The sequence below is a fragment of the Rhodococcus artemisiae genome (genome assembly GCF_036327795.1).
GTDB classification, from domain to species: domain Bacteria; phylum Actinomycetota; class Actinomycetes; order Mycobacteriales; family Mycobacteriaceae; genus Rhodococcus; species Rhodococcus artemisiae.
Map to the genome: position 1 here is coordinate 253,238 of NZ_JAUTXY010000010.1, position 26,768 is coordinate 280,005.

Sequence of the window (26,768 nt, forward strand, 5' to 3'; positions counted from 1 at the left end):
GTGCAGTGAGGTGCAACACCGGCGACGGCCCCGATCTTCCGGGATGCGGTTTCCTCTACCGCAGCCCGGCCGGACTCGACGAACTCGTCGTGTGTGCGGCTACCTCGTGGGGATACTCGGCCGAGCGGTGCTGGAATGCGGTGATACTCGGATTCCGGATCACCCCGTCGCGGATCTCGATCGCACGCGCGATGGTCCGATCGTCGAGCCAGGCGTCCGGGCCGGAGAGGACGGTCCGTATGTGGGGGAGTAGCGCTTCACTGATTTCCCAGGTCGCGGAATTCCACAGATACGACGGACTGTGGTCGACAGCGTAGTAGTGAACGTCATTGCCGACCACGAATGTCGGTTCGGTGAAAGACGTGGGTCGCGCCCAGCTGAAACCCATGCCGGCATCACAGGAAACATCGACGATCAAGCTGCCCGACCTGAAGGCCGGCAGATCGTCCTCGACCAGGAACATCAGTGGGTCGGCGGTGTCCTGCAACACACAGTTCACGACGATGTCGTTCTCTGCAAGGTACGGGGCCACGGGTACCCTACCGTCGTCGGTGAGCGCGTAACTCCGATGCGGATCGGTCGCGTCGTGCTCGAATCGGACGATTCGCGCCGAGTGGATCGGAGATCCGACTGCGGCCACATCGCGGTTGGTGAGCACCCGGACGTCGTCGACGCCGTGCGCGTTCAGTGCGGTGATCGCGCCACGCGCCGTCGCACCGAACCCGATCACCACCGCGCGCAGCCGACGTCCGTAGTCGCCGGTGGTGCCGATCGTCTGCAGGCCGTGTATCACCGAGCTGTAACCGGCGAGCTCATTGTTCTTGTGAAACACGTGCAGCCCGAAACTTCCGTCGCTGCGCCAGTGGTTCATCGCTTCGAACGCGATGAGGGTCAGGCGGCGATCGATCGCCAGTTGCGTCACTTCGGTGTCCTGGACACAGTGTGGCCACCCCCATACCGTGTGCCCCTCGCGGAACTCCTCGAGGTCACTCGCCTGGAGCTTGGGGAGAGCGATCACATCGCACTCGGCGACCAGTCGATCTCGGGAGCGGAAACCCGCGATGAACGGCTCCAGCTCGGAATCGGACACGCCGAACGGCTCGCCGTACCCGGGCTCGAGGAAGATGTGCCTGCGCAGGTCGTCGTCGATCCGATGGAAGTGACGCGGATGGATCGGCAGACGGCGCTCGTTCCTCTTCCGGGAATGCGCCAAGACACCGAGATCAAGCATATGTAGTTGTGCTCCTGCAGGATTGGGGGACAGTGGGCGGGTCGCGTCAGCGCTTCTTGACGTGGGCGACGATCTCGGGGTCCGCGTTGGTGCCTGTTCGGGACTTCTTGTCCGCGCGCTTTTCCTTCAGCGACTTGCCGGACTTCTCGGACATGGAACTACGAGGAGATTTGTCGGCCATGCTGCCACCCTCAATTGAGGACCTGAACGGTCCTGATGTCCTGACAGTACGGCATCCTCGGCGTGATTCACGCCTCACCTCGCAGACGGGGCCTCTCGGCGTCACCAGCCACGCTCGCGCCACTCCCGGAGATGTGGACGCTCGGCTCCGAGCGTGGTGTCCTTGCCGTGGCCGGGGTAGATCACCGTGTCGTCACCGAATCGTCCGAAGAGCTTCATCTCGACGTCGTCGAGCAACGATGTGAACTTCTCGTTGTCCGCGGTCTTTCCGATGCCGCCGGGAAACAGGCAGTCACCAGTGAAGACGTGGTGACGTCCGGTGCCGTCCTCCTCGAGCGCGAGCGCGATCGAACCGGGGGTGTGTCCGGACAGGTGCAGGACCTCGAGGCACAGCTCGCCGATCCGGACGGTGTCGCCTTCCTCGATCAGACGTTGCGGGGTCACGGGCAACGGTTCGGCGTCGAGCGGATGCGCGGCGGTCGGTGCCTCGGTCGCGGCAGCGACCTGCTCGAGTCCCTGCCAGTGGTCCCAGTGCTGGTGCGTGGTGACGATGAGCTCGAGGTCCGGCGCGTGCTCGGCGAGGTAGGGCACGAGCAGGTCCGGTTCGTTGGCCGCGTCGATGAACAGTGATCTCCCGGTCGCCGTGTCGGTGACGAGGTAGGTGTTGTTGTCCATCTGCCCGACCGAGAGCTTGACGATGGTGGCGCCGGGAATCGTACGGCGCTGCGCGGGACCGCCGGGGGAGACCGCGCCGGTGTAGTGGTCGTCGATGATGAGGGGCTGCTGCGTCATGTGCCGCACGTTACCGCTGTGACGCATCGTCCGAGGTGGAGTGGTCGCAGACCGGAACGTGTCGGTGGGCGCGCCTACGATGGGCCAGGGCCCGAATGCGGCCTTGTCGACTAGGAAGGAACTGGCGTGGCGGATCGCCTGATCGTACGAGGGGCACGCGAGCACAACTTGCGCGGTGTCGACCTGGATTTGCCGCGCGACAGTCTGATCGTGTTCACCGGCCTCTCCGGGTCCGGCAAGTCGAGCCTCGCGTTCGACACGATCTTCGCAGAAGGCCAGCGCCGCTACGTCGAGTCACTGTCCGCCTACGCACGGCAGTTCCTCGGCCAGATGGACAAGCCCGATGTCGACTTCATCGAGGGCCTGTCACCTGCGGTCTCGATCGACCAGAAATCGACGAACCGGAACCCGCGCTCTACCGTCGGCACCATCACCGAGGTCTACGACTATCTCCGGCTGCTGTACGCGCGCGCCGGCACACCGCACTGCCCGGTCTGCGGCGAGAAGATCGCACGGCAGTCACCACAGCAGATCGTCGACCAGGTCCTCGAAATGGACGAGGGCCTCCGCTTCCAGATCCTCGCCCCCGTGGTGCGGACCAGGAAAGGCGAGTTCGTCGACCTGTTCGAGCACCTCACCGTGCAGGGGTACTCCCGCGTCCGAGTGGACGGGGTGGTGTACCCGCTCTCCGAGCCGCCGAAGCTCAAGAAGCAGGAGAAGCACGACATCGAGGTGGTGGTCGACCGCCTCGCCGTGAAGCCCTCCGCCAAGCAGCGCCTCACCGATTCCGTCGAGACCGCGCTGCGCCTCGCCGAAGGCATCGTCGTCCTCGACTTCGTCGACCGCGACGAGAATGCCCCCGATCGCGAACGCCGGTTCTCCGAAACCCTGGCCTGCCCGAACGCGCACCCCCTCGCGATCGACGACCTCGAGCCGCGCTCGTTCTCCTTCAACTCGCCGTACGGCGCGTGCCCCGACTGTGCCGGCCTCGGCGTGCGCAAAGAGGTCGACACCGACTTGGTGGTACCCGACCCCGACCGAAGCCTGGCCGAGGGGGCAATCGCGCCGTGGTCGATGGGGCAGAGCTCCGAATACTTCACCCGGCTGCTGACCGGGTTGGCCGACGTCATGGGCTTCGACATCGACACCCCGTGGAAGAAGCTGCCTGCGAAGGTCCGTAAGGCCGTGCTCGAGGGCAGCACCGAACAGGTGCACGTCCGCTACAAGAACCGTTACGGTCGGGTCCGCTCCTATTACGCGGAGTTCGAGGGCGTCATGCCGTTTCTGCATCGCCGCATGGAACAGACCGAGTCGGAGCAGATGAAGGAACGATACGACGGGTACATGCGCGACATTCCGTGCCCGACGTGCAATGGCACCCGACTGCGCCCCGAGATCCTGGCTGTCACGATCACCGCCTGCGACCGCGGCGCAAAGTCGATCGCCGAGGTGTGCGAGTTGTCGATCGCCGAGTGCGCCGACTTCCTGAACAGCCTCACTCTCGGCCCCCGCGAAGCGGCGATCGCCGGTCAGGTCCTCAAGGAAGTACAGGCACGGCTCGGCTTCCTGCTCGACGTGGGCCTGGATTACCTCACCCTCGCCCGCGCCGCCGCCACCCTGTCCGGTGGTGAAGCCCAACGTATCCGTCTCGCCACCCAGATCGGCTCCGGTCTCGTCGGTGTCCTCTACGTGCTCGACGAGCCGTCGATCGGGCTGCACCAGCGCGACAACCGCCGGTTGATCGACACCCTCACCCGGCTGCGCGATCTCGGGAACACGCTGATCGTCGTCGAACACGACGAGGACACCATCCGTGCATCGGACTGGGTGGTCGACATCGGCCCCCGCGCCGGAGAGCACGGCGGGCACGTCGTACACAGCGGCACCTACAAAGGGCTTCTCGACAATTCCGAATCGATCACCGGCGCGTTCCTGTCGGGTCGCGAGACGATCCCGGTTCCACTCGTGCGCCGACCCGTCGATCCGAAACGTCAGGTCACCGTGATCGGTGCCAGGGAGAACAACCTCCGTGAAATCGACGTCGCATTCCCCCTCGGGGTGCTCACCTGCGTGACCGGTGTGTCGGGCTCCGGCAAGTCGACGCTCGTCAACGAGATCCTCGCGACCGTGATGGCCAACAAGCTCAACCGCGCGCGGCAGGTGCCCGGCCGGCACACCCGCATCAACGGCCTCGATCAGCTCGACAAGCTTGTGCAGGTCGATCAGTCGCCCATCGGACGGACACCGCGGTCGAACCCCGCGACCTACACCGGGGTGTTCGACAAGATCCGCACCCTCTTCGCCGCGACCACCGAGGCCAAAGTCCGCGGTTACCAGCCGGGACGTTTCTCGTTCAATGTCAAGGGCGGCCGCTGCGAAGCGTGCTCGGGCGACGGCACCCTCAAGATCGAGATGAACTTCCTGCCCGACGTGTACGTGCCGTGCGAGGTGTGCCACGGCGCCCGGTACAACCGGGAGACACTCGAGGTTCATTACAAGGGCAAAACGATCGCCGAGGTGCTCGACATGTCGATCGAAGAGGCCGCAGAGTTCTTCGAGCCGGTCACCTCGATCCACCGCTACCTCGCGACGCTCGTCGAGGTGGGTCTGGGTTACGTCCGCCTGGGCCAGCCCGCGACGACGCTGTCCGGCGGCGAGGCGCAGCGCGTCAAGCTCGCCGCCGAACTGCAGAAACGTTCCAACGGACGTACCGCCTACATCCTCGACGAACCGACGACCGGACTGCACTTCGACGACATCCGGAAGTTGCTCGGGGTCATCAACGGGCTCGTCGACAAGGGCAACACGGTCATCGTCATCGAACACAATCTCGATGTGATCAAGACATCGGACTGGATCATCGACATGGGCCCGGAAGGTGGATCGGGCGGCGGCACCGTGGTTGCGGAAGGCACTCCCGAGGACGTCGCGGCAGTCGAGCGCAGTTACACCGGTCGATTCCTCGCGGAATCTCTCGCCGAGTCCGCTCCGGCCCCGCAGAAGAAGTCGGCTCGTCCCGCCCGCAAGCGTGCGTCCCGGAAGAAGGCCGCCGCCGGCTGAGGAGGCGGGACGAGCACGCGCCGAACGTCAGTAGACAGGACCGGTGTATTTTTCGCCGGGGCCCTGACCGGGTGAGTCGGGCACCGAGGACGCTTCGCGGAATGCCTTCTGAAGCGCCTGCAGGCCCTCACGGATCGGCCCGGCGTGCGGGCCGAGGTATTCCACCGAGGCGGTGACCAGCCCGGCGAGCGCGGTGATCACTCGGCGCGCCTCGTCGAGGTCGAGACGGTCGCTCGCGTCGGGTTCGTCGTCGGCCAGGCCCAGCTTCTCCGCAGCGGAACTCATCAGCATCACCGCAGCGCGGCTGATCACCTCGACTGCAGGGATGTCGGCGAGGTCGCGGACGTCCGCGGGCTGGTCGGTGTGGTCGGGGGTATCGGTCATGTCCTCGAGGATCCCACCAATGGCGCGGTGCTCGGTTCCCGGGTGTGCGCTCCGACGTCCGATTCGGCGCCGACGAGCATCTCTTGCTAAACTGGTTTTCACGACCGCCCTCGTGTACTCACGTGGGCAGCAAGTGGAGTCCGCCTCCCACCTCTGGCCGGGTAGTTCAACGGCGCAGTGGTCCGGTCCTTCGAACGCTCCGGCGCTCGAAGAGTTCACGCCCATGAGGGTGTGGAACGTGGTCGCGGTAATGCCGTGGCGCGTCGACCGGTCGGTACGGACCCCGCGAGGTGTAACAGCACCGCAGCGGGGTTTTTTCGTCGAGGAATCGCCGGGCCCCGCGTGCTGCGGTGCGGTCAGCAGAGACCACACCGCATTTCTACCTAGGAGGCCCCATCAGCGCTGAGACCCGCATCAACGAACGCATCCGTGTTCCCGAGGTCCGACTCGTCGGACCGGGTGGTGAACAGGTCGGAATCGTGCGTGTCGAAGATGCACTCCGCCTGGCCATCGAAGCCGACCTCGACCTCGTCGAGGTGGCCCCCGACGCCCGCCCGCCGGTCTGCAAGATCATGGACTACGGCAAGTTCAAGTACGAAGCCGCGCAGAAGGCGCGCGAATCGCGCAAGAACCAGCAGCTGACCGTGATCAAGGAGCAGAAGCTCCGTCCCAAGATCGACGACCACGACTACGAGACCAAGAAGAAGAACGTCGTTCGCTTCCTCGAGGCCGGCTCGAAGGTCAAAGTGACCATCATGTTCCGTGGTCGTGAGCAGTCGCGGCCCGAACTCGGATTCCGTCTGTTGCAGCGTCTCGGCGCCGATGTCGCCGACCTGGGATTCATCGAGACGTCCGCGAAGCAGGACGGCCGCAACATGACGATGGTCCTGGCCCCGCACAAGGGCGCGAAGACCCGCGCCAAGGCTCAGGAAGCCGCGCACGCCGCTCCGGCCAAGTCTTCCCGGCCAGCCCCCGCAGCACCTGCAGAACCCGCCGCGCCTGCGGCGCCGGAGCAGCAGGAGCAGTCGGGAGAGGCACAGACCAGCTAGCCGCTCCGGCAGCACATCCGGTGCTGCGCGAGCACCGCACCGATGTACCCACGACAAGAACTGAGGACTCCATGCCCAAGTCGAAGACCCACAGCGGCACCGCGAAGCGTTTCAAGGTGTCCGGTAGCGGAAAGATCCTTCGCCAGAAGGCCGGTCGCCGCCACCTGCTCGAGCACAAGTCCTCGCGCGTGACGCGCCGCCTCGACGGCACCGCCGTCGTCGCGCCCGCCGACGCACCGCGCATCAAGCGCCTGCTCGACATCTGAGCCCTCCCGACCGACCATCCCGGGGGCCGAGTACCAGCCCCCCGAACCTGACAGGACATATCAGTGGCACGCGTGAAGAGGGCCGTCAACGCCCAGAAGAAGCGCCGTTCGATTCTCGAGGCCTCCAAGGGCTACCGCGGGCAGCGCTCGCGTCTGTACCGCAAGGCCAAGGAACAGCAGCTTCACTCGCTGACCTACGCCTACCGCGACCGTCGCGCACGCAAGGGCGACTTCCGCAAGCTGTGGATCACGCGCATCAACGCTGCGGCCCGCGCGAACGACATCACCTACAACCGGTTCATCCAGGGCCTCAAGGCTGCAGGTGTCGAGGTCGACCGCAAGAACCTCGCGGAAATCGCCGTCTCCGACGCCGAGGCATTCGCCGGCCTGGTTGCCGTCGCGAAGGCTGCGCTGCCGGCCGACGTCAACGCTCCTGCTGCCTGAGCGCGACGCTGAACGAGTATCCAGCACCGGAACGGCCCGTGGACCCGCTCACCGAGCGCACCCCACGGGTCGTTTCTGCTGTCAAACTGCTCCGTGCCGCCGAACGGCGCAAAACCGGACGCTTCCTCGCGGAAGGTGAGAACTCGGTCACCGAGGCACTCGAGTCCGGAGTCGTCCACGACGTGTTCGTGACCGAAGCCGCTGCCGAGCGCTACCGAGACCTCGTCACCACCGCGCAGGGCCGCGGCATCCGCGTCGGCACCGTCACCGACCGTGCCGCCGAGCGATTGTCCGACACCGTCTCCCCGCCCGGAATCGTCGCGGTGTGCAACACCCTCGACGTGCCTCTCGGCTCGGCACTCGGCTCCGGGGCACGGCTACTCGCAATCCCGGTCGAGATGGGGGAGCCCGGCAACGCAGGAACCCTCATCCGTGTCGCCGACGCGGTCGGGGCCGACGCGGTGATCCTCGCGGGCCGCAGCGTCGACCCCCACAACGGGAAATGCGTGCGTTCATCCGCCGGCAGCGTGTTCCACCTGCCCGTCGTGCGGGAGCGCGACACCACTCGCGTTCTCGACGCCGTGACCGCCGGAGGCATCCGCATCCTCGCAACCGCGGCCGACGGTGAGGTCGACCTCGACGAGGCCGACGAACTGCTCGCCGGACCCACCGCCTGGCTGTTCGGCAGCGAGGCCCACGGACTCCCCCCCGAAGTGGCCGCCCGTGCCGACCACCGGATACGGATCCCGATCCGCGGTCGTGCCGAATCCCTCAACCTGGCGACCGCCGCCGCGATCTGCATGTACGCGAGTGCCCGGGTGCAGCACCGGTCCGCTACGCGCCTAACCTAGGATTTCTACGGTGCGGCCTCGCTGCACCGGCTTCACCCACCGACGAAGAACCGTTCGCCCGAAGAAGGAGTTGCACCGGTCGTGGCCAAGAAAGAGGGCGGCACCCCGCCGGAAGTCGATCCCCAAGCGCTGACCGAGGACGCACTCGCTGCGGCAGAGAAGGCAGCCCTCGAAGGATTCGGCGCGGCCCGCGACCTCGACGAACTCGCCCAGGCGAAGATCGCTCACCTCGGGGACAAGGCACCCATCTCGCTTGCGAAGCGTGCCCTCGGATCCCTACCAGGCCCCGAACGCGCCGACGCCGGAAAACGCGTCAACGTACACCGCACCGCAGTGCAGGCCGCCTTCGACGCGCGCCGCGAAGAACTGCAGGCGCAGCGCGACGCCGCCGTCCTCGTCGCCGAATCGATCGACGTGACCCTCCCCGCGACCCGCCGCGCGCTCGGCGCGCGGCACCCCATCACCATCATCTCCGAGCAGGTCTCCGACGTGTTCGTCGCGATGGGCTGGGAGATCGCCGAGGGGCCGGAAGTCGAAACCGAGCACTACAACTTCGATGCCCTGAACTTCCTGCCCGACCACCCGGCCCGGACGATGCAGGACACCTTCCATATCGCGCCCGAGGGCTCCCGACAGGTGCTGCGCACGCACACCTCGCCGGTGCAGGTCCGCACGATGCTCAGCCGCGACATCCCGATCTACGTGGTGTGCCCCGGCCGTACCTTCCGCACCGACGAACTCGATGCCACGCACACCCCGGTGTTCTCGCAGATCGAGGGACTCGCGGTCGACAAAGGCCTGACCATGGCGCATCTCAAGGGCACCCTCGACGCGTTCGCCCGTGCCCTGTTCGGCCCCGAGACCACGACCCGGATGCGGCCGAACTACTTCCCGTTCACCGAACCGTCCGCCGAAGTCGACGTGTGGTTCCCGAACAAGAAGGGAGGCGCAGGCTGGGTCGAATGGGGCGGCTGCGGCATGGTCAACCCCAACGTGCTCCGCGCGAGCGGCATCGATCCTGACGTGTACGGCGGATTCGCGTTCGGCATGGGCCTCGAACGCACACTGCAGTTCCGCAACGGCATCTCCGACATGCGCGACATCGTCGAAGGCGACATCCGCTTCACCCTGCCCTTCGGGGTGCAGGGCTGACGCCCTGACCCGTGCCCTTCGGGGTGCAGGGCTGACGCCCTGACCCGTTGACCGACGGGCGCCGACGCTCCGACCCGAGACCGACATCGAACGAGAAAGCTGAGCTCAAGTGCGAGTAGCGCAATCCTGGCTGGCGGAAATCCTGCAGCGCGCCACCCCCGAGTGGAACGTCACCCCGGAGGAACTCGACGCGGGCTTCGTGAGGGTCGGACTCGAGGTCGAGGACATCGAGACCCTCGAGCGCGTCGACCACCTCGTCGTCGGACGTGTCGAGGAGATCACCGAACTCGAGGGCTTCAAGAAGCCCATCCGGTTCTGCCAGGTCGATGTGGGAGAGGACGCGCCCCGCGGCATCGTGTGCGGTGCCCGCAACTTCACCGAAGGCGACCTCATCGTGGCGGCGCTGCCCGGTGCAGTGCTGCCCGGGGGCTTCGCCATCGCGGCGCGCAAGACGTACGGGCAGGTCTCCGACGGCATGATCTGCTCGGTCGCCGAACTCGGTATCGGCAAGGACCATTCCGGCATCCTCATCCTCGAACCCGGCTCCGGCGAGCCCGGCGACGACGCGAACGACCTGCTCGGGCTCGGCGACACCGTCATCGAACTCAACATCACCCCCGACCGCGGCTACTGCTTCTCGCTGCGCGGCCTGACCCGCGAGCTGGCGTGTGGTTTCGATCTCGAGTTCATCGACCCGGCGCAGGTCCCGTCCCTGCCGTCCGACGGCGGGGAGAGCTACCCGATCCGCCTCGAACCGGAGGCCGGCGCGACGCGATTCGCGGCGCGGAAGGTCACGGGTATCGACCCGACCGCGGTCACCCCCTGGTGGATGCAGCGTCGCCTGCACACGGCCGGGGTCCGCCCGATCTCACCGGCGGTCGACGTCACCAACTACGTGATGCTCGAATTGGGTCAGCCGCTGCACGCGTTCGACGCCGCCACCCTGCAGGGTGAGATCGTGATCCGTCGCGCCACAGTGGGGGAGAAGCTCGTCACCCTCGACGGTGTGGAACGCGACCTCGATCCCGAGGATGTCGTCATCACCGACGACAGCGGTGTCATCTCCCTGGCCGGAATCATGGGCGGCGCCACCACCGAGGTCGGCGACGGCACCACCGAGATCCTCCTCGAGGCCGCCACTTGGGATCCGCTCGCGGTGTTCCGCGGCAATCGCCGACACAAGCTCAGCAGCGAGGCCGGCAAGCGATTCGAGCGCACCGTCGATCCCGAGGTTGCGCTCGCGGCGCTCGATCGTGCGGCATCGCTGCTCACATCGATCGCCGGCGGGCGCGTCGAGCCGACCCTGACCGACATCTCGGTACCCACCGAGACCGTTTCGGTCCACATGGACATCGACCTGCCCGACCGCACCGCCGGTGTCACTTACGCGAACGGCACCGCCGCGCGTCGCCTCACACAGATCGGCTGCGCGGTCGAAGTAGGTGTCGGTGACGACGGGCACGGTCAGCTCGTCGTCACACCCCCGTCGTGGCGTCCGGATCTGCGCCAGCCCGCAGATCTGGTCGAGGAGGTCCTCCGTCTCGAGGGCCTGGAACAGATCCCCTCGGTCGTCCCGGCTGCGCCGGCCGGACGAGGACTGACCCCGAGTCAGCGTCGCCGGCGCTCGGTGGGCCGTGCGCTCGCCTCCGACGGCTACATCGAGGTCCTCGCCCCGGTGTTCCTGCCCGCCGGCGTGTTCGACACGTGGGCACTCGACGCCGACGACCCGCGCCGCACCACCACCAAGGTCCTCAACCCGCTCGAGGCGGATCGACCGGAGTTGGCGACGACGCTGCTGCCGGGACTGCTCGAAGTACTCTCCCGCAACATTTCGCGCGGACAGCGTGACGTCGCGCTCTTCTCGATTGCACAGGTCGTTCATCCCGGCTCCGAGACCACCTCGGTCGCGGCGCTGCCCGTCGACCGGCGCCCCACCGACGATGAGATCGCCCTCCTCGAGCGGTCTCTGCCCGAGCAGCCCGTGCACGTCGGCGGTGTCCTGTCGGGCCTGCGGGAACCTGCCGGCCCCTGGGGGCCGGGCCGGGCCGGGGAAGCGGCCGACGCGTTCGCCGCAGCCGAGACCATCGCCCGGGCCGCGGGTGTGCAGCTCGAGCGCCGCGCGGCGCAGTACCTGCCGTGGCACCCGGGCCGCTGCGCCGAGCTGTTGGTCGACGGTGTCGTCGTCGGACATGCCGGTGAGCTCCACCCGGCCGTCGTCGAACGCGCCGGACTGCCCGCGCGGACATGCGCGTTCGAACTGAACCTCGATGCGTTGCCGATCGTGGAGCTGCTGCCCGCCCCGGTCGTGTCGCCGTTCCCGGCGGTCCTGCAGGATGTCGCGGTGGTGGTGTCGGACGAGGTGCCTGCCGCACGCGTGGAAGCGGCCCTGCGTAGCGGTTGCGGCGAGTTGCTCGAGGACATCCGTCTGTTCGATGTCTTCACGGGTTCCCAGGTGGGCGAGGGGCGCAAGTCGCTCGCATTCGCGTTGCGGTTCCGTGCGTACGACCGCACCCTCACCGAGGACGAGGCGAGCGCTGCTCGCGACAGCGCCGTGGCTGCTGCCTCGGCCGCCGTGGGAGCGGAACTTCGGGCGTGACGCGGCAGCGGCAGGTGGATGCGCGACGTAGCCTGGGAAGATGAGCACGCATGAATCGCCTCCCGGGCGGGTACCGGATCCCGACAAGCCGGAGGAACCCGTACCGGACGTGACCCCCGCCGGACCTGACACGCCGTCGGTGCCCGACGTACCGCCCGGCCCATCGATACCCGACGTCCCACCGATCGATCCGGAGCCGACGCCCGATCCCGACATCACACCGACCGGGACTCGGGCGCCCACGATCGAGGAGATCACCGGATACACCGAAGGTGGGGTGCCGACCTTCGACTCGGTACGCGACAAGATCGAGCGCCGAGCGGGGACAGCGATCGGCATGGAGGAACTGGCCCACGAGAGTGCGACCGGTCGGACCCTCGACGAGAAGTACGAGGATCGGAAGAAGGCCGCGGCCGACAAACTCGACGAGATCCGGCGGTCACTGAAGAACACCTGAGCCCGCCCCCACCCCGGTGATGAAATAAGTTGCACAACGGTGCATAATCAACCGCATGGGTAACTCACCGGCATTCACAGCGACACCGCGGTCGCCTCTCCGGGTCGCGGTCGCGGGCGCCAGCGGCTACGCGGGCGGCGAGGTCCTGCGCCTGCTCCTCGCACACCCCGCCTATCTGGACGGCTCCCTTGTCATCGGCGCGCTCACTGCGGGCGGCAACGCCGGCGCCACCCTGCGCGAGTTCCATCCGCACCTGCACCCACTCGCGGAACGAGTGCTCGCGCCGACCGACCTCGACTCCCTCGCCGGTCACGACGTGGTCTTCCTCGGGCTGCCGCACGGACACTCCGCTGCACTCGCCGCACAGCTCCCCGACACCACCGTCGTGATCGACTGCGGCGCGGACTTCCGGCTCGAGGACGCCGACGACTGGCAGCGCTGGTACGGCACCGACCACGCCGGCACCTGGCCGTACGGACTACCGGAACTCACCGGAAAGCGGGAGCAACTCACCGGTGCCACCCGCATCGCGGTTCCCGGCTGCTACCCGACGTCCGCGACACTCGCGCTGGCGCCGGCCGTCGCAGCGGGGATCGTCGAGCCCACGGTCCAGATCGTCGCGGTCTCCGGCACCTCCGGCGCAGGCAAGTCCCCGCGGGTCGACCTACTCGGTTCCGAAGTGATGGGCTCGGCCCGCGCCTACGGCGTCGCAGGCGCACATCGGCACACCCCCGAGATCAAGCAGAACCTGTCCGCGCTCGCAGGCACACCCGTAACCGTCTCGTTCACCCCCGTGCTGGCGCCGATGCCCCGCGGGATCCTGGCGACGTGCACGGCACCGACCACCGCGTCGGCAGCAGAGGTGCGCGCCGTCTACGAGAAGGCCTACGCCGACGAACCGTTCGTGCATCTGCTTCCCGAGGGAGCGCTGCCTGCGACCGGCGCCGTAGTCGGATCAAATGCCGTGCAGATCGCCGTCACCGTCGACACCGACGCCGGACTGCTGATCGCAATCGCCGCGATCGACAACCTCACCAAGGGCACTGCGGGTGGTGCCGTCCAGTCCATGAACCTCGCCGTCGGTCTTGCCGAGACCGCAGGCCTGCCCACCGTGGGAGTGGCACCGTGACCGACAACACCGACAAGCACGCCGAGCACGTCTACGCCGACGCCGTCGAGATCGCCGGGGGCCGGCTGATCCGCACCCAGGGCGTGACCTCACCCGCCGGATTCCGGGGCGCCGGGATCCGGGCCGGTATCAAGGCCAGCGGCAACCCTGACCTCGCGCTCGTCGTCAACGAAGGCCCCGACCTCGCCGCCGCCGGTGTGTTCACCACCAACAAGGTCAAGGCCGCACCCGTCCTGTGGTCACAACAGGTGCTGGCTTCGAACGCCCTGCGTGCCGTGGTCCTCAACTCGGGGGGCGCCAACGCGTGCACCGGCCCCGGCGGTTTCCAGGACACCCACGCGACCGCTGAGGCCCTCGCTGCCGCGCTCAGCAACTGGGGCACCGACACCGGCGCCGGTGAGGTCGCCGTGTGTTCCACCGGCCTGATCGGTGACCGCCTGCCCATGGACAAGGTCCTCGCCGGTGTCGAGGAGATCGTCCACGAACTGGCCGGCGGAATCTCCGGCGGAACCGACGCCGCCTACGCGATCATGACTACAGACACCGTCCCCAAGCAGGTCGCGTTGCACCACGCCGACAAGTGGAACGTCGGCGGCATGGGCAAGGGAGCCGGCATGCTCGCCCCCGCCCTGGCCACGATGCTCGTCGTCCTCACCACCGACGCCGTCGCGACCGCCGAGCAACTCGACGAAGCGTTACGCGGCGCGACCCGCATGACGTTCGACCGGCTCGACATCGACGGTGCCACCAGTACCAACGACACGGTTCTGCTCCTCGCGTCCGGCGCCAGCGGCGTCACCCCGAACCAGGACGAACTCAACGCCGCCGTCCTCGCCGTGTGCGACGATCTCGCAGCGCAGATGATGGCCGACGCCGAGGGCGTCACCAAGCGCGTCACTGTCACGGTGCGCGGTGCCGCCTCCGAATCCCACGCACTGATCGGTGCCCGCACAGTTGCCCGCGACAGCCTCGTCAAGACCGCACTGTTCGGCTCCGACCCCAACTGGGGTCGCGTCCTCGCTGCGATCGGCATCGCCCCTATCGAGCTCGACCCCGACAAGATCTCGGTGACGTTCAACGGACGCCCGGTGTGCATCGACGGTGTCGGGGCACCCGGCGCCCGTGAGGTGGACCTGTCCGGTATCGACATCGCATTGGAGATCGACCTCGGTGTCGGCGACGCCGAAGTGTCCATCCGGACCACGGACCTCTCCCATGCCTACGTCGAAGAGAACTCGGCCTACTCGTCCTGATCGGGCGGCCCCACCCTCACCGGTCGATACAGGAGACCTCATGACCGACGACCTCATCGCGAGCCTGACCTCGCACCAGAAGGCGTTCGTACTCGCCGAAGCCCTGCCATGGCTGCAGAAGTTCCGCGACAAGATCGTCGTCGTCAAGTACGGCGGCAACGCCATGACCGACGACATCCTCAAAGCTGCATTCGCCGCCGACATGGCGTTCCTGCGCACGGTCGGCATCCACCCCGTCGTGGTGCACGGCGGTGGCCCTCAGATCAACGCCATGCTGAAGCGGCTCGGCATGGAAGGCGAGTTCCGTGGCGGCTTCCGCGTGACCACACCCGAGGTCATGGATGTCGTACGCATGGTGCTGTTCGGACAGGTCGGCCGCGAACTCGTCGGCCTGATCAACAGCCACGGGCCGTTCGCGGTCGGGATCTCCGGTGAAGACGCGCAACTGTTCACCGCAACCCGTCGCACCGTCGTCGTCGACGGAAGCGACACCGACATCGGACTCGTCGGTGACGTCACCACTGTCGACCCCGCCGCGGTGCTCGACCTCATCGCGGCGGGCCGCATCCCCGTGGTGTCGACGATCGCGCCCGACGCCGACGGCGTCGTGCACAACATCAACGCCGACACTGCCGCCGCAGCCCTCGCCGAGGCGCTCGGCGCGGAGAAACTCGTCGTCCTCACCGACGTCGAAGGTCTCTACACCGCCTGGCCCGACCGCAGCTCGCTCACCTCGTCGATCGACACTGCCGCGCTCGGGACTCTCCTGCCGTCACTCGACTCCGGCATGGTCCCCAAGATGGAGGCGTGCCTGCGCGCCGTGCAGGGCGGAGTTCCCACAGCGCACGTCATCGACGGACGCCAGCCGCATTCCGTGCTGCTCGAACTGTTCACCGAAGAAGGCATCGGCACCATGGTGGTGCCTGCCCCCGACAAGGAAGGCGCCGCATGACCGGCACGTCCGAGCTCCAGCAGCGCTGGTCAGGCTCATTGATGAACAACTACGGCGTACCCAAGGTTGCACTGGTCGCCGGTGACGGTGCCGTTCTCACCGACGCCGACGGCAAGCAGTATCTCGATCTGCTCGGCGGAATCGCGGTCAACAGCCTCGGTCACCGCCATCCGGCCATCATCGAGGCAGTAACCGGGCAGCTCAACCAGCTCGGTCATGTGTCGAACCTATATGCGTCGCAGCCGGTGCTCGACCTCGCCGAGCAACTCCTCGGACTCTGGGGGCACCCGGGCCGCGCGTTCTTCTGTAACTCCGGCACCGAAGCCAACGAAGCCGCGTTCAAGATCGCGCGGCTCACCGGTCGCCCCAAGATCATCGCCGCCGAGAAGGCATTCCATGGCCGCACCATGGGCGCCCTCGCGCTCACGGGCCAACCGGACAAGCGCGCACCGTTCGAACCGATGCCTGCCGGCGTCGAATTCGTCCCGTACGGCGACCTCGACGCGCTCACCGCTGCGATCGACGACACCACCGCCGCCGTGTTCCTCGAACCGATCATGGGCGAGTCCGGCGTCGTCGTGCCACCCGAGGGTTACCTTGCCGGCGCACGTCGCCTCACCTCCGAACACGGCGCCCTGCTCGTGCTCGACGAGGTGCAGACCGGCGTCGCCCGCACAGGTACCTACTTCGCGCACCAGGCAGCGGGCATCGTTCCCGACGTGATGACCCTCGCCAAGGGACTCGGCGGTGGCCTGCCCATCGGTGCGGTCCTCGCGACCGGGCCCGCCGCAGACCTGCTCACCCCCGGCAAGCACGGCACAACCTTCGGTGGCAATCCTGTGTGCGCGGCGGCCGCGCTCGCCGTGCTGCGCACCATCGACGAGCAGAACCTACTCGACCACGTCGATTCGGTGGGCAAGACCCTCTCTGCCGGAATCGAAGAACTCGGACACCCACTCGTGGAACACGTGCGCGGTTCGGGCCTGCTCCTCGGCGTCGTGCTCACCGACACGAAGGCCGCTGCCGTCGAAACCTGCGCTCGCGACGCAGGATTCCTGGTCAACGCCGCCGCACCCGACGTGATCCGGCTCGCACCTCCGCTCATCCTCACCGAGGAGCAGGCGAACGGGTTCGTCACTGCGCTTCCGGACATTCTCGACGCCGCATCCCGAGAAGGAGACCGGTGAGCATGGTCAGGCATTTCCTCCGCGACGACGACCTCACGCCGACGGAACAGAACGAAGTCCTCGAACTCGCCGCAGAGCTGAAGAAGAACCCGCTCTCGCGTCGCCCCCTCGAAGGCCCGTACAGCGTCGCTGTCCTGTTCGACAAGACGTCCACGCGGACTCGCTTCTCGTTCGATGCGGGTATTGCACAACTCGGCGGGCACGCGATCGTCGTCGATGCCGGCGCCACCCAGATCGGCAAGGGCGAAACCCTCGACGACACCGCGCGCATGTTCTCCCGCTTCACCAAAGCGGTGGTCTGGCGCACGTACGGACAGGACCGCGTCGAGACGCTCGCGGCCCACTCCGAGGTGCCCGTGGTCAACGCGCTCACCGACACGTTCCACCCCTGTCAGGTCCTCGCAGACCTGCAGACCATCCGCGAGAACAAGGGCAGCACCGCCGGCCTGAAGATGACGTACTTCGGTGACGGTGCCAACAACATGGCGCATTCGCTGATGCTCGGAGGCGTCACCGCCGGCATGCACATCACGATCGCGACTCCGGACGGGTTCGTACCGGACCCCGAGGTCGTCGAGGCCACCCGCGCTCGCGCCGAGCAGACCGGCGGAAGCATCACCATCATCGGCGACGCCCGGGCCGCTGCAGAGGGCGCCGACGTCCTCGTCACCGACACGTGGGTGTCCATGGGACAGGAGAACGACGGCCTCGACCGCGAGGCGGTGTTCCGGCCGTTCCAGCTGAACGACGAGATCGTCGCCTTGTCCGAATCCGATTCGATCGTGCTGCACTGCCTTCCTGCCTACCGCGGCAAGGAGATCACCGCCGAGGTCATCGACGGCCCCCGTGCGGTGGTGTGGGACGAGGCCGAGAACCGTCTGCACGCGCAGAAGGCTCTGCTCGTGTGGCTGCTCGAACAGAGTCGGAGCTGACGATGAGCACCGTGCACGGCCGAGACGACATTGCGGTGAGTGCCCCGACTCGAGCGGCCCGGCAGGCACGCATCATCGCGCTGCTGGCAACCTGCGCGGTGCGCAGTCATACCGAGCTCGCGACCCTGCTCGCCGATGAGGGCATCGAAGTCTCGACCGCCACGTTGTCCCGCGACCTCGAGGAGCTCGGAGCCGTCAAGCTCCGGGCGGCCGACGGGGGAGCGGGCGTGTATGTCGTCCCAGAAGACGGAAGTCCGGTACGCGGGGTCACCGGAGGCACCGACCGCCTGTCGAAACTCCTCGGTGAGCTTCTGGTCTCGACCGACTCGAGTGGCAACATCGCGGTGTTGCGGACGCCACCCGGGGCAGCGCACTATCTGGCCAGTGCACTCGATCGTGCATCATTACCGGAAGTGGTCGGGACGATTGCGGGAGACGACACCATCGCGGTGATCGCTCGGGAACCGACTACGGGAGCCGACCTGGCTACGAAAATCGAATCACTCGCCTGACCTACCACTGATAGACGTACGTCGAAAACAAGAAGGAGCACAATCACCATGGCCGATCGCGTCGTACTCGCCTACTCGGGCGGGCTGGACACCTCCGTTGCCATCAGCTGGATCGGCAAGGAGACCGGCAAGGAGGTCGTCGCCGTCGCCATCGACCTCGGCCAGGGCGGCGAGGACATGGAGGTCGTGCGTCAGCGCGCCCTCGACTGCGGTGCTGTCGAATCCGTCGTCGTCGACGCCAAGGACGAGTTCGCGACCGAATACTGCCTGCCCACCGTGCAGGCCAACGCCCTCTACATGGACCGGTATCCACTGGTCTCCGCGATCAGCCGCCCGCTGATCGTGAAGCACATCGTGCAGGCTGCCCGCGAGCACGGGGGCACCATCGTCTCCCACGGCTGCACCGGCAAGGGCAACGACCAGGTCCGCTTCGAGGTCGGCTTCGGCGCTCTCGCCCCCGATCTGCAGGTCATCGCGCCCGTCCGCGACTACGCCTGGACCCGCGAGAAGGCCATCGCGTTCGCCGGCGAGCACGGCCTGCCGATCAACGTGACGAAGAAGTCGCCGTTCTCCATCGATCAGAACGTGTGGGGACGTGCCGTCGAGACCGGCTTCCTCGAGGACCTGTGGAACGCTCCCACCAAGGACGTCTACGACTACACCGAGGACCCCACTCTCAACTGGCAGGCGCCCGACGAAGTCATCATCAGCTTCGAGGGTGGACGCCCCGTCGCCATCGACGGCAAGCACGTCACCGTGCTCGAAGCGATCCAGCAGCTCAACAAGCGCGCCGGCGCTCAGGGCGTGGGCCGCCTCGACATGGTCGAGGACCGCCTCGTCGGCATCAAGAGCCGCGAGATCTACGAGGCTCCCGGAGCCATCGCGCTGATCACCGCCCACCAGGAACTCGAGCACGTCACCCTGGAACGTGAGCTCGGCCGCTACAAGCGTCGCGTCGAAGAGCGCTGGAGTGAGCTGGTCTACGACGGCCTGTGGTTCTCTCCGCTCAAGTACGCGCTCGACGCCTTCGTCGAGAAGACCCAGGAACGGGTCACCGGCGACATCCGCATGGTCATGCACGGCGGGCACATCTCGGTCAACGGCCGCCGCAGCCCCGAGTCGCTGTACGACTTCAACCTGGCCACCTACGACGAGGGCGACAGTTTCGATCAGTCGAATGCCAAGGGCTTCGTGCAGATCCACGGCCTCTCCTCGAAGGTTGCGGCCAAGCGGGACCTGGGACTGTAAGCGATGACCGAAGCTCACGGCACCAACGAAGGTGCTCTGTGGGGCGGCAGGTTCGAATCCGGACCTGCCGCCGCCATGGCGGCTCTGAGCAAGTCCACGCACTTCGACTGGGTGCTCGCCCCGTACGACGTACGCGCGTCGCAGGCCCACGCGAAGATCCTCCATGGTGCGGGGCTGCTGACCGACGCCGATCTCGCGACGATGCTCGACGGTCTCGAACGACTCGCCGCGGACGTCGCGTCCGGCGCGTTCGCCCCGGCCGAATCCGACGAGGATGTGCACGGTGCCCTCGAACGCGCTCTCATCGAGCGGGTCGGCCCCGAGGTCGGAGGACGGTTGCGGGCGGGCCGGTCGCGCAACGACCAGGTCGCCACACTGTTTCGCATGTGGCTTCGCGATGCCGCACGGCGCATCGCCGACGGAGTACTCGACGTCGCCGACGCCATCGCCGGCCAGGCTGCGGCCCATCCGGACGCCATCATGCCCGGTAAGACGCACCTGCAGGCGGCGCAGCCCGTGCTCCTCGCGCATCACCTGCTTGCGCACGCGCATCCGCTGTTGCGCGACGTCGACCGCCTGCGCGACTTCGACAAGCGTGCGGCCGTGTCGCCGTACGGCTCGGGCGCACTCGCAGGGTCCTCGCTCGGACTCGACCCGGATGCGATCGCAGCGGATCTCGGATTCGACTCGGCCGCGAACAACTCGATCGATGCGACCAGTTCGCGCGACTTCGCAGCCGAGGCTGCGTTCGTGTTCGCGCAGATCGCTGTCGACCTGTCGCGCATGGCAGAGGAGGTGATCCTCTGGAGCACCCCAGAATTCGGTTACGTCACGCTCGCCGATGCGTGGTCCACCGGATCGTCGATCATGCCGCAGAAGAAGAACCCCGACGTCTCCGAACTCACCCGGGGCAAGGCCGGACGTCTGATCGGCAACCTCACCGGGCTGCTGGCCACGCTCAAGGCGCAGCCGCTCGCCTACAACCGCGATCTGCAGGAAGACAAGGAACCGGTCTTCGATTCGGTTGCGCAGCTCGAGTTGTTGCTGCCCGCGATCGCCGGGCTCATCGCGACACTTACGTTCCACACCGACCGTATGGCAGAACTCGCACCGGCCGGATTCACCCTCGCCACCGACATTGCCGAGTGGATGGTCCGTCAGGGCGTGCCGTTTCGTGTCGCACACGAAGCGGCCGGGGCGTGCGTTCGAGTCGCGGAAGGGCGCGGCGTCGGGCTCGACGAGCTGACCGACGACGAACTCGTCGCGATCGATCCCGCGCTCACGTCCCGGGTCCGCGAGGTGCTCACGGTCCAAGGATCGGTCGCCTCGCGGAACGCGCGTGGTGGCACGGCAGGGGTCCGGGTCGTCGAGCAACTCGACGGAGTACGCGAGGTAGTGCAGGACCTGCGTTCATGGGTGCGTTCCTGACAGAGTGACGAGTTCGGGACACGACACGCGCTGTCGGGGACACTCACCGGCGCGACACCGACAGTTGCCCGCCGTGTGGCAGGCTGAGAGCCGTCGACCGGGTGTGCCGGAACACCGGATGGAGGGGGCGGTAGGTGGAGCTGAGCGGTGACGCTGTGATCGGATCCCTGCGTCGTGTGGTCGCGACGGCGCAGAACGGTCTCGAAGTGGTGCGATTCGGCGGCCTGGAATCAGGGGCGACACCGTCCCCGTTCCAGGTCGTCGTCCGCACTCCGATGTACCGACTGCGGCGGTACTTCCCCGAATCCGACACCGCCGCCTCGGGAATCCCGATCGTGTTGGTGCCGCCGATGATGATGTCGGCCGACGTGTACGACGTCACCCCGGAGGCGGGCGCTGTCGGATTGCTGCACTCGATGGGCCTCGACCCCTGGGTCGTCGACTTCGGGTCCCCGGATCAGGAAGAGGGCGGGTGGAGGCGGACCCTCACCGATCACATCGTCGCCCTCGACGAGGTCGTCGATCGAGTTCACGACTACACCGGCCGTGCCGTCCATCTGTCGGGCTACTCGCAGGGCGGCATGTTCTGCTACCAAGCGGCGGCATATCGACGGAGCCGCGGCATCGCGAGCCTCGTGACGTTCGGCAGCCCCGTGGACACTCTGGCTGCGCTTCCCTTCGGTATACCTGACGCAGTTGCCGTCCGATCGGCCGATTTCCTCGCAGACCACGTGTTCAACCGCCTTGCGATCTCGGGCTGGATGGCGCGCGCGGGCTTCCAGTTCCTCGATCCGGTCAAGACCGTGCGCTCGCGTATCGACTTCCTCCTGCAACTGCACGATCGTGAGGCACTGCTGCCGCGAGAGCCTCAGCGCAGGTTCCTGGACACCGAAGGCTGGGTTGCGTGGTCCGGCCCGGCGGTGGCCGAACTACTACGACAGTTCATCGCACACAACCGGATGATGAGCGGCGGGTTCGTGATCAACGACCGCGCCGTCAGCCTCGCGGAGATCACCTGCCCGGTTCTCGCGTTCGTGGGCGAGGTCGACGACATCGGCCAGCCACTCGCCGTGCGCGGTATTCGCAAGGCTGCTCCACGTGCCGAGGTGTACGAATACTCACTGCGTGCGGGCCACTTCGGGCTGGTGGTGGGATCCGTTGCTGCACAACAGACATGGCCCGCGGTGAGTGAATGGGTGCAGTGGCGTGACGGTCAGGGGGACCGGCCGGTCGGCGTGGCACCGATGGAGACGCCGGATCCGCACGGTGAAGGTGAGACCGGTGTGACGATCGGCAATCGCATCACCCATACCGCGACGACCATCGCCGAGGTCGGCACCGAAGTCGTCGGGGGTCTTGCCGGACTCGCGGCCGGCGCGGTGCGTGGAGCCCGTGAACTGTCGGGCGAGGCGGTACGTGCCCTGCCGCGGCTCGCGCGGTTGGGACAGCTCCAATCGCATACGCGTGTCTCCGTGGGAAGTCTCCTCGCGGAACAGGCCCGCAAGGCGTCGCATCGCGATTGCTTCATCTACGACGACCGGGTGTACACGTACGAGGTCGTCGACACGAGGATCGACAACATTGTCCTCGGACTCATCGGCTGCGGCATCCGCCCTGCCATGCACGTCGGTGTCCTGATGGGAACCCGCCCGAGCGCGATGGCCGCGGTGGCGGCGGTGTCACGGCTCGGTGGCGTGTCGGTGATGCTGTCCGAGGGTCCCGATCTCGCCGAAGCCATCAGGCTCGGTGCTGTGGAGACGATCGTCGCCGACCCGGAGCACCTCGACCGCGCAACCGCAACCGGTCTTCCTGTGCTCGTCCTGGGCGGTGGAAACCTTCGTGAACTCGAATTCCCTCCGGGAGCCGAGGTGGTCGACCTCGAACGTGTCGACGTGTCGACGGTGGAGTTACCGGGCTGGTACGTCCCGAATCCCGGCCTCGCCCGCGAGCTGGCATTCGTGTTGTTCACCGGCAGTGGCGATACGCTCGAGATGAAGCGGATCACGAACCACAGGTGGGCACTGTCGGCCTTCGGAACCGCCACCGCGGCGTCGCTCGACCGCGGCGACACAATGTATTGCCTTGCACCTCTACATCATTCGTCCGGACTCCTCGTCGGGCTCGGAGGTGCGCTCGCGGGTGGCGCGCGGATCGCCTTGTCGCGGGAGCTGGACCCCACGCGCTTCCGCGACGAGATTCATCGGTACGGCGTGACAGTGGTGACCTATACATGGTCGATGCTGCGTTCGATCCTCGACAGCTCCTCATCGCATGCCGACGACATCCATCCCATCCGGCTGTTCCTCGGCTCCGGCATGACGCCCGGTCTGTGGCGACGCACCATGGAGCGCTTCGCACCTGCCCGAGTGCTCGAGTTCTACGCCTCGACCGAGGGCGACATCGTGCTCGCGAACGTCTCTGGGGCGAAGATCGGCTCGAAGGGGCGCCCGTTGCCGGGAAGCGCCGATGTCCGACTGGCTTCCTACGATCCGGTGTCCGGTCGACTCCTCGAAGACGATCGTGGATTCGTGCGGGAATGTGACCCTGACGAGGTCGGGCTGCTGCTCGGCCGACGGGGTCACTCCGCCGAGGCGATCACCGGTGTCATGCGCGGCCTTTTCGAACCGGGCGACGCCTGGGTGCCCACCGAGAATCTGTTCCGCCGCGATACCGACGGCGACTTCTGGCTCCTCGACAACAAGCGTTCCGTCACCGTGACACAACATGGTCCGGTCTATGCGCAGCCGGTCGTCGACGTCCTCGGCAGCCTTCCCCGGGTGGACCTCGCCGTGTCGTACGGCGTCACCGTCGGTCACCGTCACATCGCGGTGGCGGCGGTCACGCTCCGTGAGAATCGTGCGCCGACCGCCGCCGAGATCACCGTGGCGCTCGATGCTCTGCCGGTCGGTGAGCGTCCGGACCTGGTACATGTGGTCGCCGAGATCCCCCTCGGCCCTTCGTATCGCCCGATCACCGAGGTTCTGTGTGCGCGAGGGTTGCCTGCTCCCAGCGTTCGGACCTGGTATGCAGACCCGGCGACGGGAACGTACCGGCGGTTCACCAAGGCCGTGGCGACCAAGTGGAAGTCGGGCACGGACCGGACCGGTCCGGCGGCGCGGTAGCCTGGGCGCGTTCACCATCAGCTCGTCGAGAGGACATCCGTGGCCGTCGATCCCACACTGTTGAGCATCCTGGCCTGCCCACAGGACAAGGGGCCGCTTCTCCTCGTCGACGACACGGTTCTGTACAACCCCAGGCTGCGCCGCGCCTATCCCATCGAGAACGGAATCCCGGTTCTGCTCGTCGACGACGCGCGTGACGTCTCTGACGCCGAGCACGAGGACTTCGTCGCGCGCGGGGTCGCCGGATGGGCCGCGAGCTGATCTCGGATCGTCTCTCGGCACTCGATCCGGTTGCCGCGGCCCGCGCTTTGCTGGCTGCTCATATCAGCGTCGGTGAGGTGACGCTGCGTATCACCGAGGTCGAGGCGTACGGCGGACCTGAAGATGGCCCGTGGCCGGACCCGGCGGCACACTCGTACCGTGGTCCGACCGGCCGCAACCGGGTCATGTTCGGACCGGCCGGTCACCTGTACGTGTATCGCAGCTACGGCATCCACCACTGCGCGAATATCTCGGTCGGTCCCCCCGGCGTAGCCTCCGCGGTGCTGTTGCGCGGTGCCGAAGTGATCACCGGCGAATCGGCAGTGCGGACCCGGCGAACACCCGGGACCCCCGTGGAGAATCTCGCGCGCGGCCCCGGAAATCTTGCGGAAGCACTGGGTCTGACTCTCGACGACAACGGTCTCGACGTCTTCGCGCCGGACGCGCGGGTACCGGTCACCCTCTCCGATGCGAAATCACAGGTGGGGGCCGGTCCGAGAGTGGGGATCAGTGTCGCTGCCGACCGGCCGTGGCGGTTGTGGATCCCCGGTGGAATCGGTGTCTCCGTATACCGAAGGAGCCCACGCGCTCCGATGCCCTGAACCGTAATGGGATGATCGAACGGTGATTGAGCAAATTCTGGACGAACTGACCTGGCGCGGGCTCATTGCCCAATCGACCGATCTCGACGCACTCCGACGGGACCTCGATGCAGGTCCGATCACGCTCTATGCCGGATTCGACCCGACCGGGCCGAGTCTGCACGCAGGTCACCTCGTTCCGCTGCTCGCGCTCGAGCGTTTCCAGCGCGCAGGCCACCGGCCGATCGTGCTCGCCGGCGGTGCGACCGGCATGATCGGCGATCCGCGCGACGTGGGGGAGCGGACCATGCAGTCTGCCGACACTGTTGCCGATTGGTCAGAGCGCATTCGCGGCCAGCTCGAACGATTCGTCGACTTCGGCGACCCGGACACCGGCGCAGTCGTGGTGAACAACCTCGACTGGACGGGTCAGCTCAGTGTCGTCGATTTCCTGCGGGACATCGGTAAGCACTTCTCGGTCAACGTCATGCTCGCGCGCGACACTGTCAAACGCAGACTCGAGGGCGACGGTATCTCGTACACCGAGTTCAGTTACATGCTGCTGCAGGCCAACGACTACGTGGAACTTCGCCGCAAGTACGGGTGTGCGCTCCAGGTCGGTGGCTCCGATCAGTGGGGCAACATCATCGCCGGTGTCGAACTGAATCGACGCACAGACGGAGCCTCGGTACATGCCCTGACCGTTCCGCTCGTGACGTCCTCGGACGGCAAGAAGTTCGGGAAGTCGACCGGCGGTGGAAGCCTGTGGCTCGACCCGGAGATGACGAGCCCGTACGCGTGGTACCAGTACTTCGTCAACGCGGCGGACGCCGACGTGATCAAGTACCTGCGGTGGTTCACGTTCCTGTCGCGAGAGGAGCTGGCGGAGCTCGAAACCGCAACTGCCGAACGTCCGCACGCCCGCGAGGCACAGAAGCGTCTCGCAGCGGAGATGACCACCCTTGTCCACGGTGAAGCGAATACTCGTGCCGTCGAGCTCGCCAGCCTCGCGTTGTTCGGGCGCGGCGAACTCGCGGAGCTCGACGAAGGAACGCTCGCTGCAGCGTTGACCGAGGCGTCGGTTGCGGAGGTGCGGGCAGGCGATCCGAACACCATCGTCGACCTTCTCGTCGCGACGGAGCTGTGTGAGAGCAAGGGCGCGGCACGGCGGACAGTCAAGGAGGGTGGTGCGTCGGTCAACAATGTCCGCGTCTCGAGCGAGGATTGGACGCCGTCGGAGAATGATCTGCTCCACGGCCAGTGGATGGTCGTGCGTCGCGGTAAACGTAACTTCGCCGGAGTGCGCGTCATGAAGGACTGACACGAGGGTGACGCCACCGCTGCAGGGGTCTGACCAGGCGATTTGACGCTCCGTTGGCGGTGGCGTAACTTTGTTCTCGTTCGAGCGACAGGGACACCAACCCGAACCGAAAGGGTCGGGTATATGGTAGTGTTCAGGTCTGCAAGGATGATCACAGCGAGAATTCGAAGCGGGCTTTGTCCTGCAAGAGTGTCTGTGATAGGTTGGAGCGGTTGCCCCGGAGCGGTTCGGAAGTATTTTCGAACAGCGACGGTGTGTGCGTGTTCTTTGAGAACTCAACAGTGTGCCGATGAATGTCAGTGCCAATATTGTTTTGGTGCGACCCCCACATTTTTGTGGGTGGTTGTTTTGCTGATCATCACATTCTTCCGTCTGTGGTG

Annotated in this window: 24 protein-coding genes; 20 read left to right on the plus strand and 4 right to left on the minus strand. The window is 66.8% G+C overall.

What is annotated here, in order from left to right:
* Positions 1 to 55: 55 nt before the first annotated feature.
* The 3 genes from Q7514_RS21235 to Q7514_RS21245 all read right to left on the minus strand — a co-directional run bounded on the left by Q7514_RS21235 (position 56) and on the right by Q7514_RS21245 (position 2,203).
* Positions 56 to 1,231, minus strand: coding sequence for a N(5)-(carboxyethyl)ornithine synthase (locus tag Q7514_RS21235; protein WP_330135221.1), 1,176 nt, complete (start codon positions 1,229 to 1,231; stop codon positions 56 to 58).
* 46 nt (positions 1,232 to 1,277) lie between these two features.
* A complete protein-coding gene (locus tag Q7514_RS21240) occupies positions 1,278 to 1,412 on the minus strand; it encodes a hypothetical protein (protein ID WP_330135222.1) in 135 nt (44 codons plus the stop codon).
* Between the two features lie 101 nt (positions 1,413 to 1,513).
* Positions 1,514 to 2,203 (minus strand): MBL fold metallo-hydrolase, encoded by a 690-nt coding sequence (locus tag Q7514_RS21245; protein ID WP_330135223.1) that lies wholly within the window; start codon positions 2,201 to 2,203, stop codon positions 1,514 to 1,516.
* 126 nt (positions 2,204 to 2,329) lie between these two features.
* On the opposite strand from Q7514_RS21245, the gene uvrA reads away from it, so the two are divergent.
* Positions 2,330 to 5,263 carry an excinuclease ABC subunit UvrA gene (gene uvrA, locus Q7514_RS21250; RefSeq protein ID WP_330135224.1) on the plus strand — a complete coding sequence of 978 codons (2,934 nt, stop codon included), beginning with the start codon at positions 2,330 to 2,332 and terminating at the stop codon, positions 5,261 to 5,263.
* Positions 5,264 to 5,290: 27 nt separating this feature from the next.
* On the opposite strand, the gene Q7514_RS21255 is transcribed toward uvrA, so the two are convergent.
* Positions 5,291 to 5,647 (minus strand): DUF1844 domain-containing protein, encoded by a 357-nt coding sequence (locus tag Q7514_RS21255; protein WP_330135225.1) that lies wholly within the window; start codon positions 5,645 to 5,647, stop codon positions 5,291 to 5,293.
* Positions 5,648 to 5,997: 350 nt separating this feature from the next.
* Between Q7514_RS21255 and infC the strand changes: the two genes are divergently transcribed.
* The 19 genes from infC (at position 5,998) to tyrS (ending at position 26,388) form a co-directional block, all read left to right on the plus strand.
* Positions 5,998 to 6,696 (plus strand): translation initiation factor IF-3, encoded by a 699-nt coding sequence (gene infC, locus Q7514_RS21260; protein WP_330135226.1) that lies wholly within the window; start codon positions 5,998 to 6,000, stop codon positions 6,694 to 6,696.
* 71 nt (positions 6,697 to 6,767) lie between these two features.
* A complete protein-coding gene (gene rpmI / locus Q7514_RS21265) occupies positions 6,768 to 6,962 on the plus strand; it encodes a 50S ribosomal protein L35 (RefSeq protein ID WP_054807968.1) in 195 nt (64 codons plus the stop codon).
* 63 nt (positions 6,963 to 7,025) lie between these two features.
* A complete protein-coding gene (rplT, locus tag Q7514_RS21270; RefSeq protein WP_132474587.1) occupies positions 7,026 to 7,406 on the plus strand; it encodes a 50S ribosomal protein L20 in 381 nt (126 codons plus the stop codon).
* Positions 7,407 to 7,444: 38 nt separating this feature from the next.
* Positions 7,445 to 8,257, plus strand: coding sequence for a TrmH family RNA methyltransferase (locus tag Q7514_RS21275; RefSeq protein ID WP_330135227.1), 813 nt, complete (start codon positions 7,445 to 7,447; stop codon positions 8,255 to 8,257).
* 81 nt (positions 8,258 to 8,338) lie between these two features.
* Positions 8,339 to 9,409: a phenylalanine--tRNA ligase subunit alpha gene (gene pheS / locus Q7514_RS21280; protein WP_330135228.1), complete on the plus strand. Its 1,071-nt coding sequence runs from the start codon at positions 8,339 to 8,341 to the stop codon at positions 9,407 to 9,409.
* Positions 9,410 to 9,518: 109 nt separating this feature from the next.
* Positions 9,519 to 12,005, plus strand: a complete 2,487-nt coding sequence (gene pheT / locus Q7514_RS21285; RefSeq protein ID WP_330135229.1) for a phenylalanine--tRNA ligase subunit beta — start codon at positions 9,519 to 9,521, stop codon at positions 12,003 to 12,005.
* Between the two features lie 40 nt (positions 12,006 to 12,045).
* The gene (locus Q7514_RS21290; RefSeq protein ID WP_330135230.1) at positions 12,046 to 12,462 is read left to right on the plus strand and encodes a hypothetical protein; all 417 of its coding nucleotides are present in this window, start codon (positions 12,046 to 12,048) and stop codon (positions 12,460 to 12,462) included.
* Between the two features lie 55 nt (positions 12,463 to 12,517).
* Positions 12,518 to 13,591 (plus strand): N-acetyl-gamma-glutamyl-phosphate reductase, encoded by a 1,074-nt coding sequence (argC, locus tag Q7514_RS21295; RefSeq protein ID WP_330135231.1) that lies wholly within the window; start codon positions 12,518 to 12,520, stop codon positions 13,589 to 13,591.
* Complete coding sequence (gene argJ / locus Q7514_RS21300) at positions 13,588 to 14,844, plus strand: bifunctional glutamate N-acetyltransferase/amino-acid acetyltransferase ArgJ (RefSeq protein WP_330135232.1); 1,257 nt, start codon at positions 13,588 to 13,590, stop codon at positions 14,842 to 14,844. The genes argC and argJ overlap by 4 nt, the downstream gene beginning before the upstream one ends.
* A 40-nt stretch (positions 14,845 to 14,884) precedes the next feature.
* Positions 14,885 to 15,796 (plus strand): acetylglutamate kinase, encoded by a 912-nt coding sequence (argB, locus tag Q7514_RS21305; protein WP_330135233.1) that lies wholly within the window; start codon positions 14,885 to 14,887, stop codon positions 15,794 to 15,796.
* Entirely contained in the window at positions 15,793 to 16,983 is a 1,191-nt protein-coding gene (locus Q7514_RS21310; protein WP_330135234.1) for an acetylornithine transaminase, read from the plus strand. The genes argB and Q7514_RS21310 overlap by 4 nt, the downstream gene beginning before the upstream one ends.
* A gap of 2 nt (positions 16,984 to 16,985) precedes the next feature.
* Entirely contained in the window at positions 16,986 to 17,915 is a 930-nt protein-coding gene (gene argF, locus Q7514_RS21315; RefSeq protein WP_330135235.1) for an ornithine carbamoyltransferase, read from the plus strand.
* A gap of 2 nt (positions 17,916 to 17,917) precedes the next feature.
* Positions 17,918 to 18,427, plus strand: a complete 510-nt coding sequence (locus tag Q7514_RS21320; RefSeq protein ID WP_330135236.1) for an arginine repressor — start codon at positions 17,918 to 17,920, stop codon at positions 18,425 to 18,427.
* Between the two features lie 48 nt (positions 18,428 to 18,475).
* On the plus strand, positions 18,476 to 19,675 hold the full coding sequence (locus Q7514_RS21325) for an argininosuccinate synthase (protein WP_054717188.1): 1,200 nt from the start codon (positions 18,476 to 18,478) through the stop codon (positions 19,673 to 19,675).
* Positions 19,676 to 19,678: 3 nt separating this feature from the next.
* Positions 19,679 to 21,103: an argininosuccinate lyase gene (gene argH / locus Q7514_RS21330; RefSeq protein WP_330135237.1), complete on the plus strand. Its 1,425-nt coding sequence runs from the start codon at positions 19,679 to 19,681 to the stop codon at positions 21,101 to 21,103.
* Between the two features lie 134 nt (positions 21,104 to 21,237).
* On the plus strand, positions 21,238 to 24,225 hold the full coding sequence (locus Q7514_RS21335) for an alpha/beta fold hydrolase (protein ID WP_330135238.1): 2,988 nt from the start codon (positions 21,238 to 21,240) through the stop codon (positions 24,223 to 24,225).
* Positions 24,226 to 24,264: 39 nt separating this feature from the next.
* Positions 24,265 to 24,486: a Trm112 family protein gene (locus Q7514_RS21340; RefSeq protein WP_330135239.1), complete on the plus strand. Its 222-nt coding sequence runs from the start codon at positions 24,265 to 24,267 to the stop codon at positions 24,484 to 24,486.
* Positions 24,471 to 25,088, plus strand: coding sequence for a DNA-3-methyladenine glycosylase (locus tag Q7514_RS21345; protein ID WP_330135240.1), 618 nt, complete (start codon positions 24,471 to 24,473; stop codon positions 25,086 to 25,088). Before Q7514_RS21340 ends, Q7514_RS21345 begins: the two co-directional genes overlap by 16 nt.
* A 22-nt stretch (positions 25,089 to 25,110) precedes the next feature.
* Positions 25,111 to 26,388 (plus strand): tyrosine--tRNA ligase, encoded by a 1,278-nt coding sequence (gene tyrS / locus Q7514_RS21350; RefSeq protein WP_330135241.1) that lies wholly within the window; start codon positions 25,111 to 25,113, stop codon positions 26,386 to 26,388.
* Positions 26,389 to 26,768: the final 380 nt, after the last annotated feature.

Bases quoted from the DNA above. Each gene is read 5' to 3' on its own strand.
- Q7514_RS21235 (WP_330135221.1), bottom strand. From the start codon at position 1,231: ATGCTTGATCTCGGTGTCTTGGCGCATTCCCGGAAGAGGAACGAGCGC.
- Q7514_RS21240 (WP_330135222.1), bottom strand. From the start codon at position 1,412: ATGGCCGACAAATCTCCTCGTAGTTCCATGTCCGAGAAGTCCGGCAAG.
- Q7514_RS21245 (WP_330135223.1), bottom strand. From the start codon at position 2,203: ATGACGCAGCAGCCCCTCATCATCGACGACCACTACACCGGCGCGGTC.
- Q7514_RS21255 (WP_330135225.1), bottom strand. From the start codon at position 5,647: ATGACCGATACCCCCGACCACACCGACCAGCCCGCGGACGTCCGCGAC.
- rpmI (WP_054807968.1), top strand. From the start codon at position 6,768: ATGCCCAAGTCGAAGACCCACAGCGGCACCGCGAAGCGTTTCAAGGTG.
- Q7514_RS21290 (WP_330135230.1), top strand. From the start codon at position 12,046: ATGAGCACGCATGAATCGCCTCCCGGGCGGGTACCGGATCCCGACAAG.
- argC (WP_330135231.1), top strand. From the start codon at position 12,518: ATGGGTAACTCACCGGCATTCACAGCGACACCGCGGTCGCCTCTCCGG.
- argB (WP_330135233.1), top strand. From the start codon at position 14,885: ATGACCGACGACCTCATCGCGAGCCTGACCTCGCACCAGAAGGCGTTC.
- Q7514_RS21310 (WP_330135234.1), top strand. From the start codon at position 15,793: ATGACCGGCACGTCCGAGCTCCAGCAGCGCTGGTCAGGCTCATTGATG.
- argF (WP_330135235.1), top strand. From the start codon at position 16,986: ATGGTCAGGCATTTCCTCCGCGACGACGACCTCACGCCGACGGAACAG.
- Q7514_RS21320 (WP_330135236.1), top strand. From the start codon at position 17,918: ATGAGCACCGTGCACGGCCGAGACGACATTGCGGTGAGTGCCCCGACT.
- Q7514_RS21325 (WP_054717188.1), top strand. From the start codon at position 18,476: ATGGCCGATCGCGTCGTACTCGCCTACTCGGGCGGGCTGGACACCTCC.
- argH (WP_330135237.1), top strand. From the start codon at position 19,679: ATGACCGAAGCTCACGGCACCAACGAAGGTGCTCTGTGGGGCGGCAGG.
- Q7514_RS21345 (WP_330135240.1), top strand. From the start codon at position 24,471: ATGGGCCGCGAGCTGATCTCGGATCGTCTCTCGGCACTCGATCCGGTT.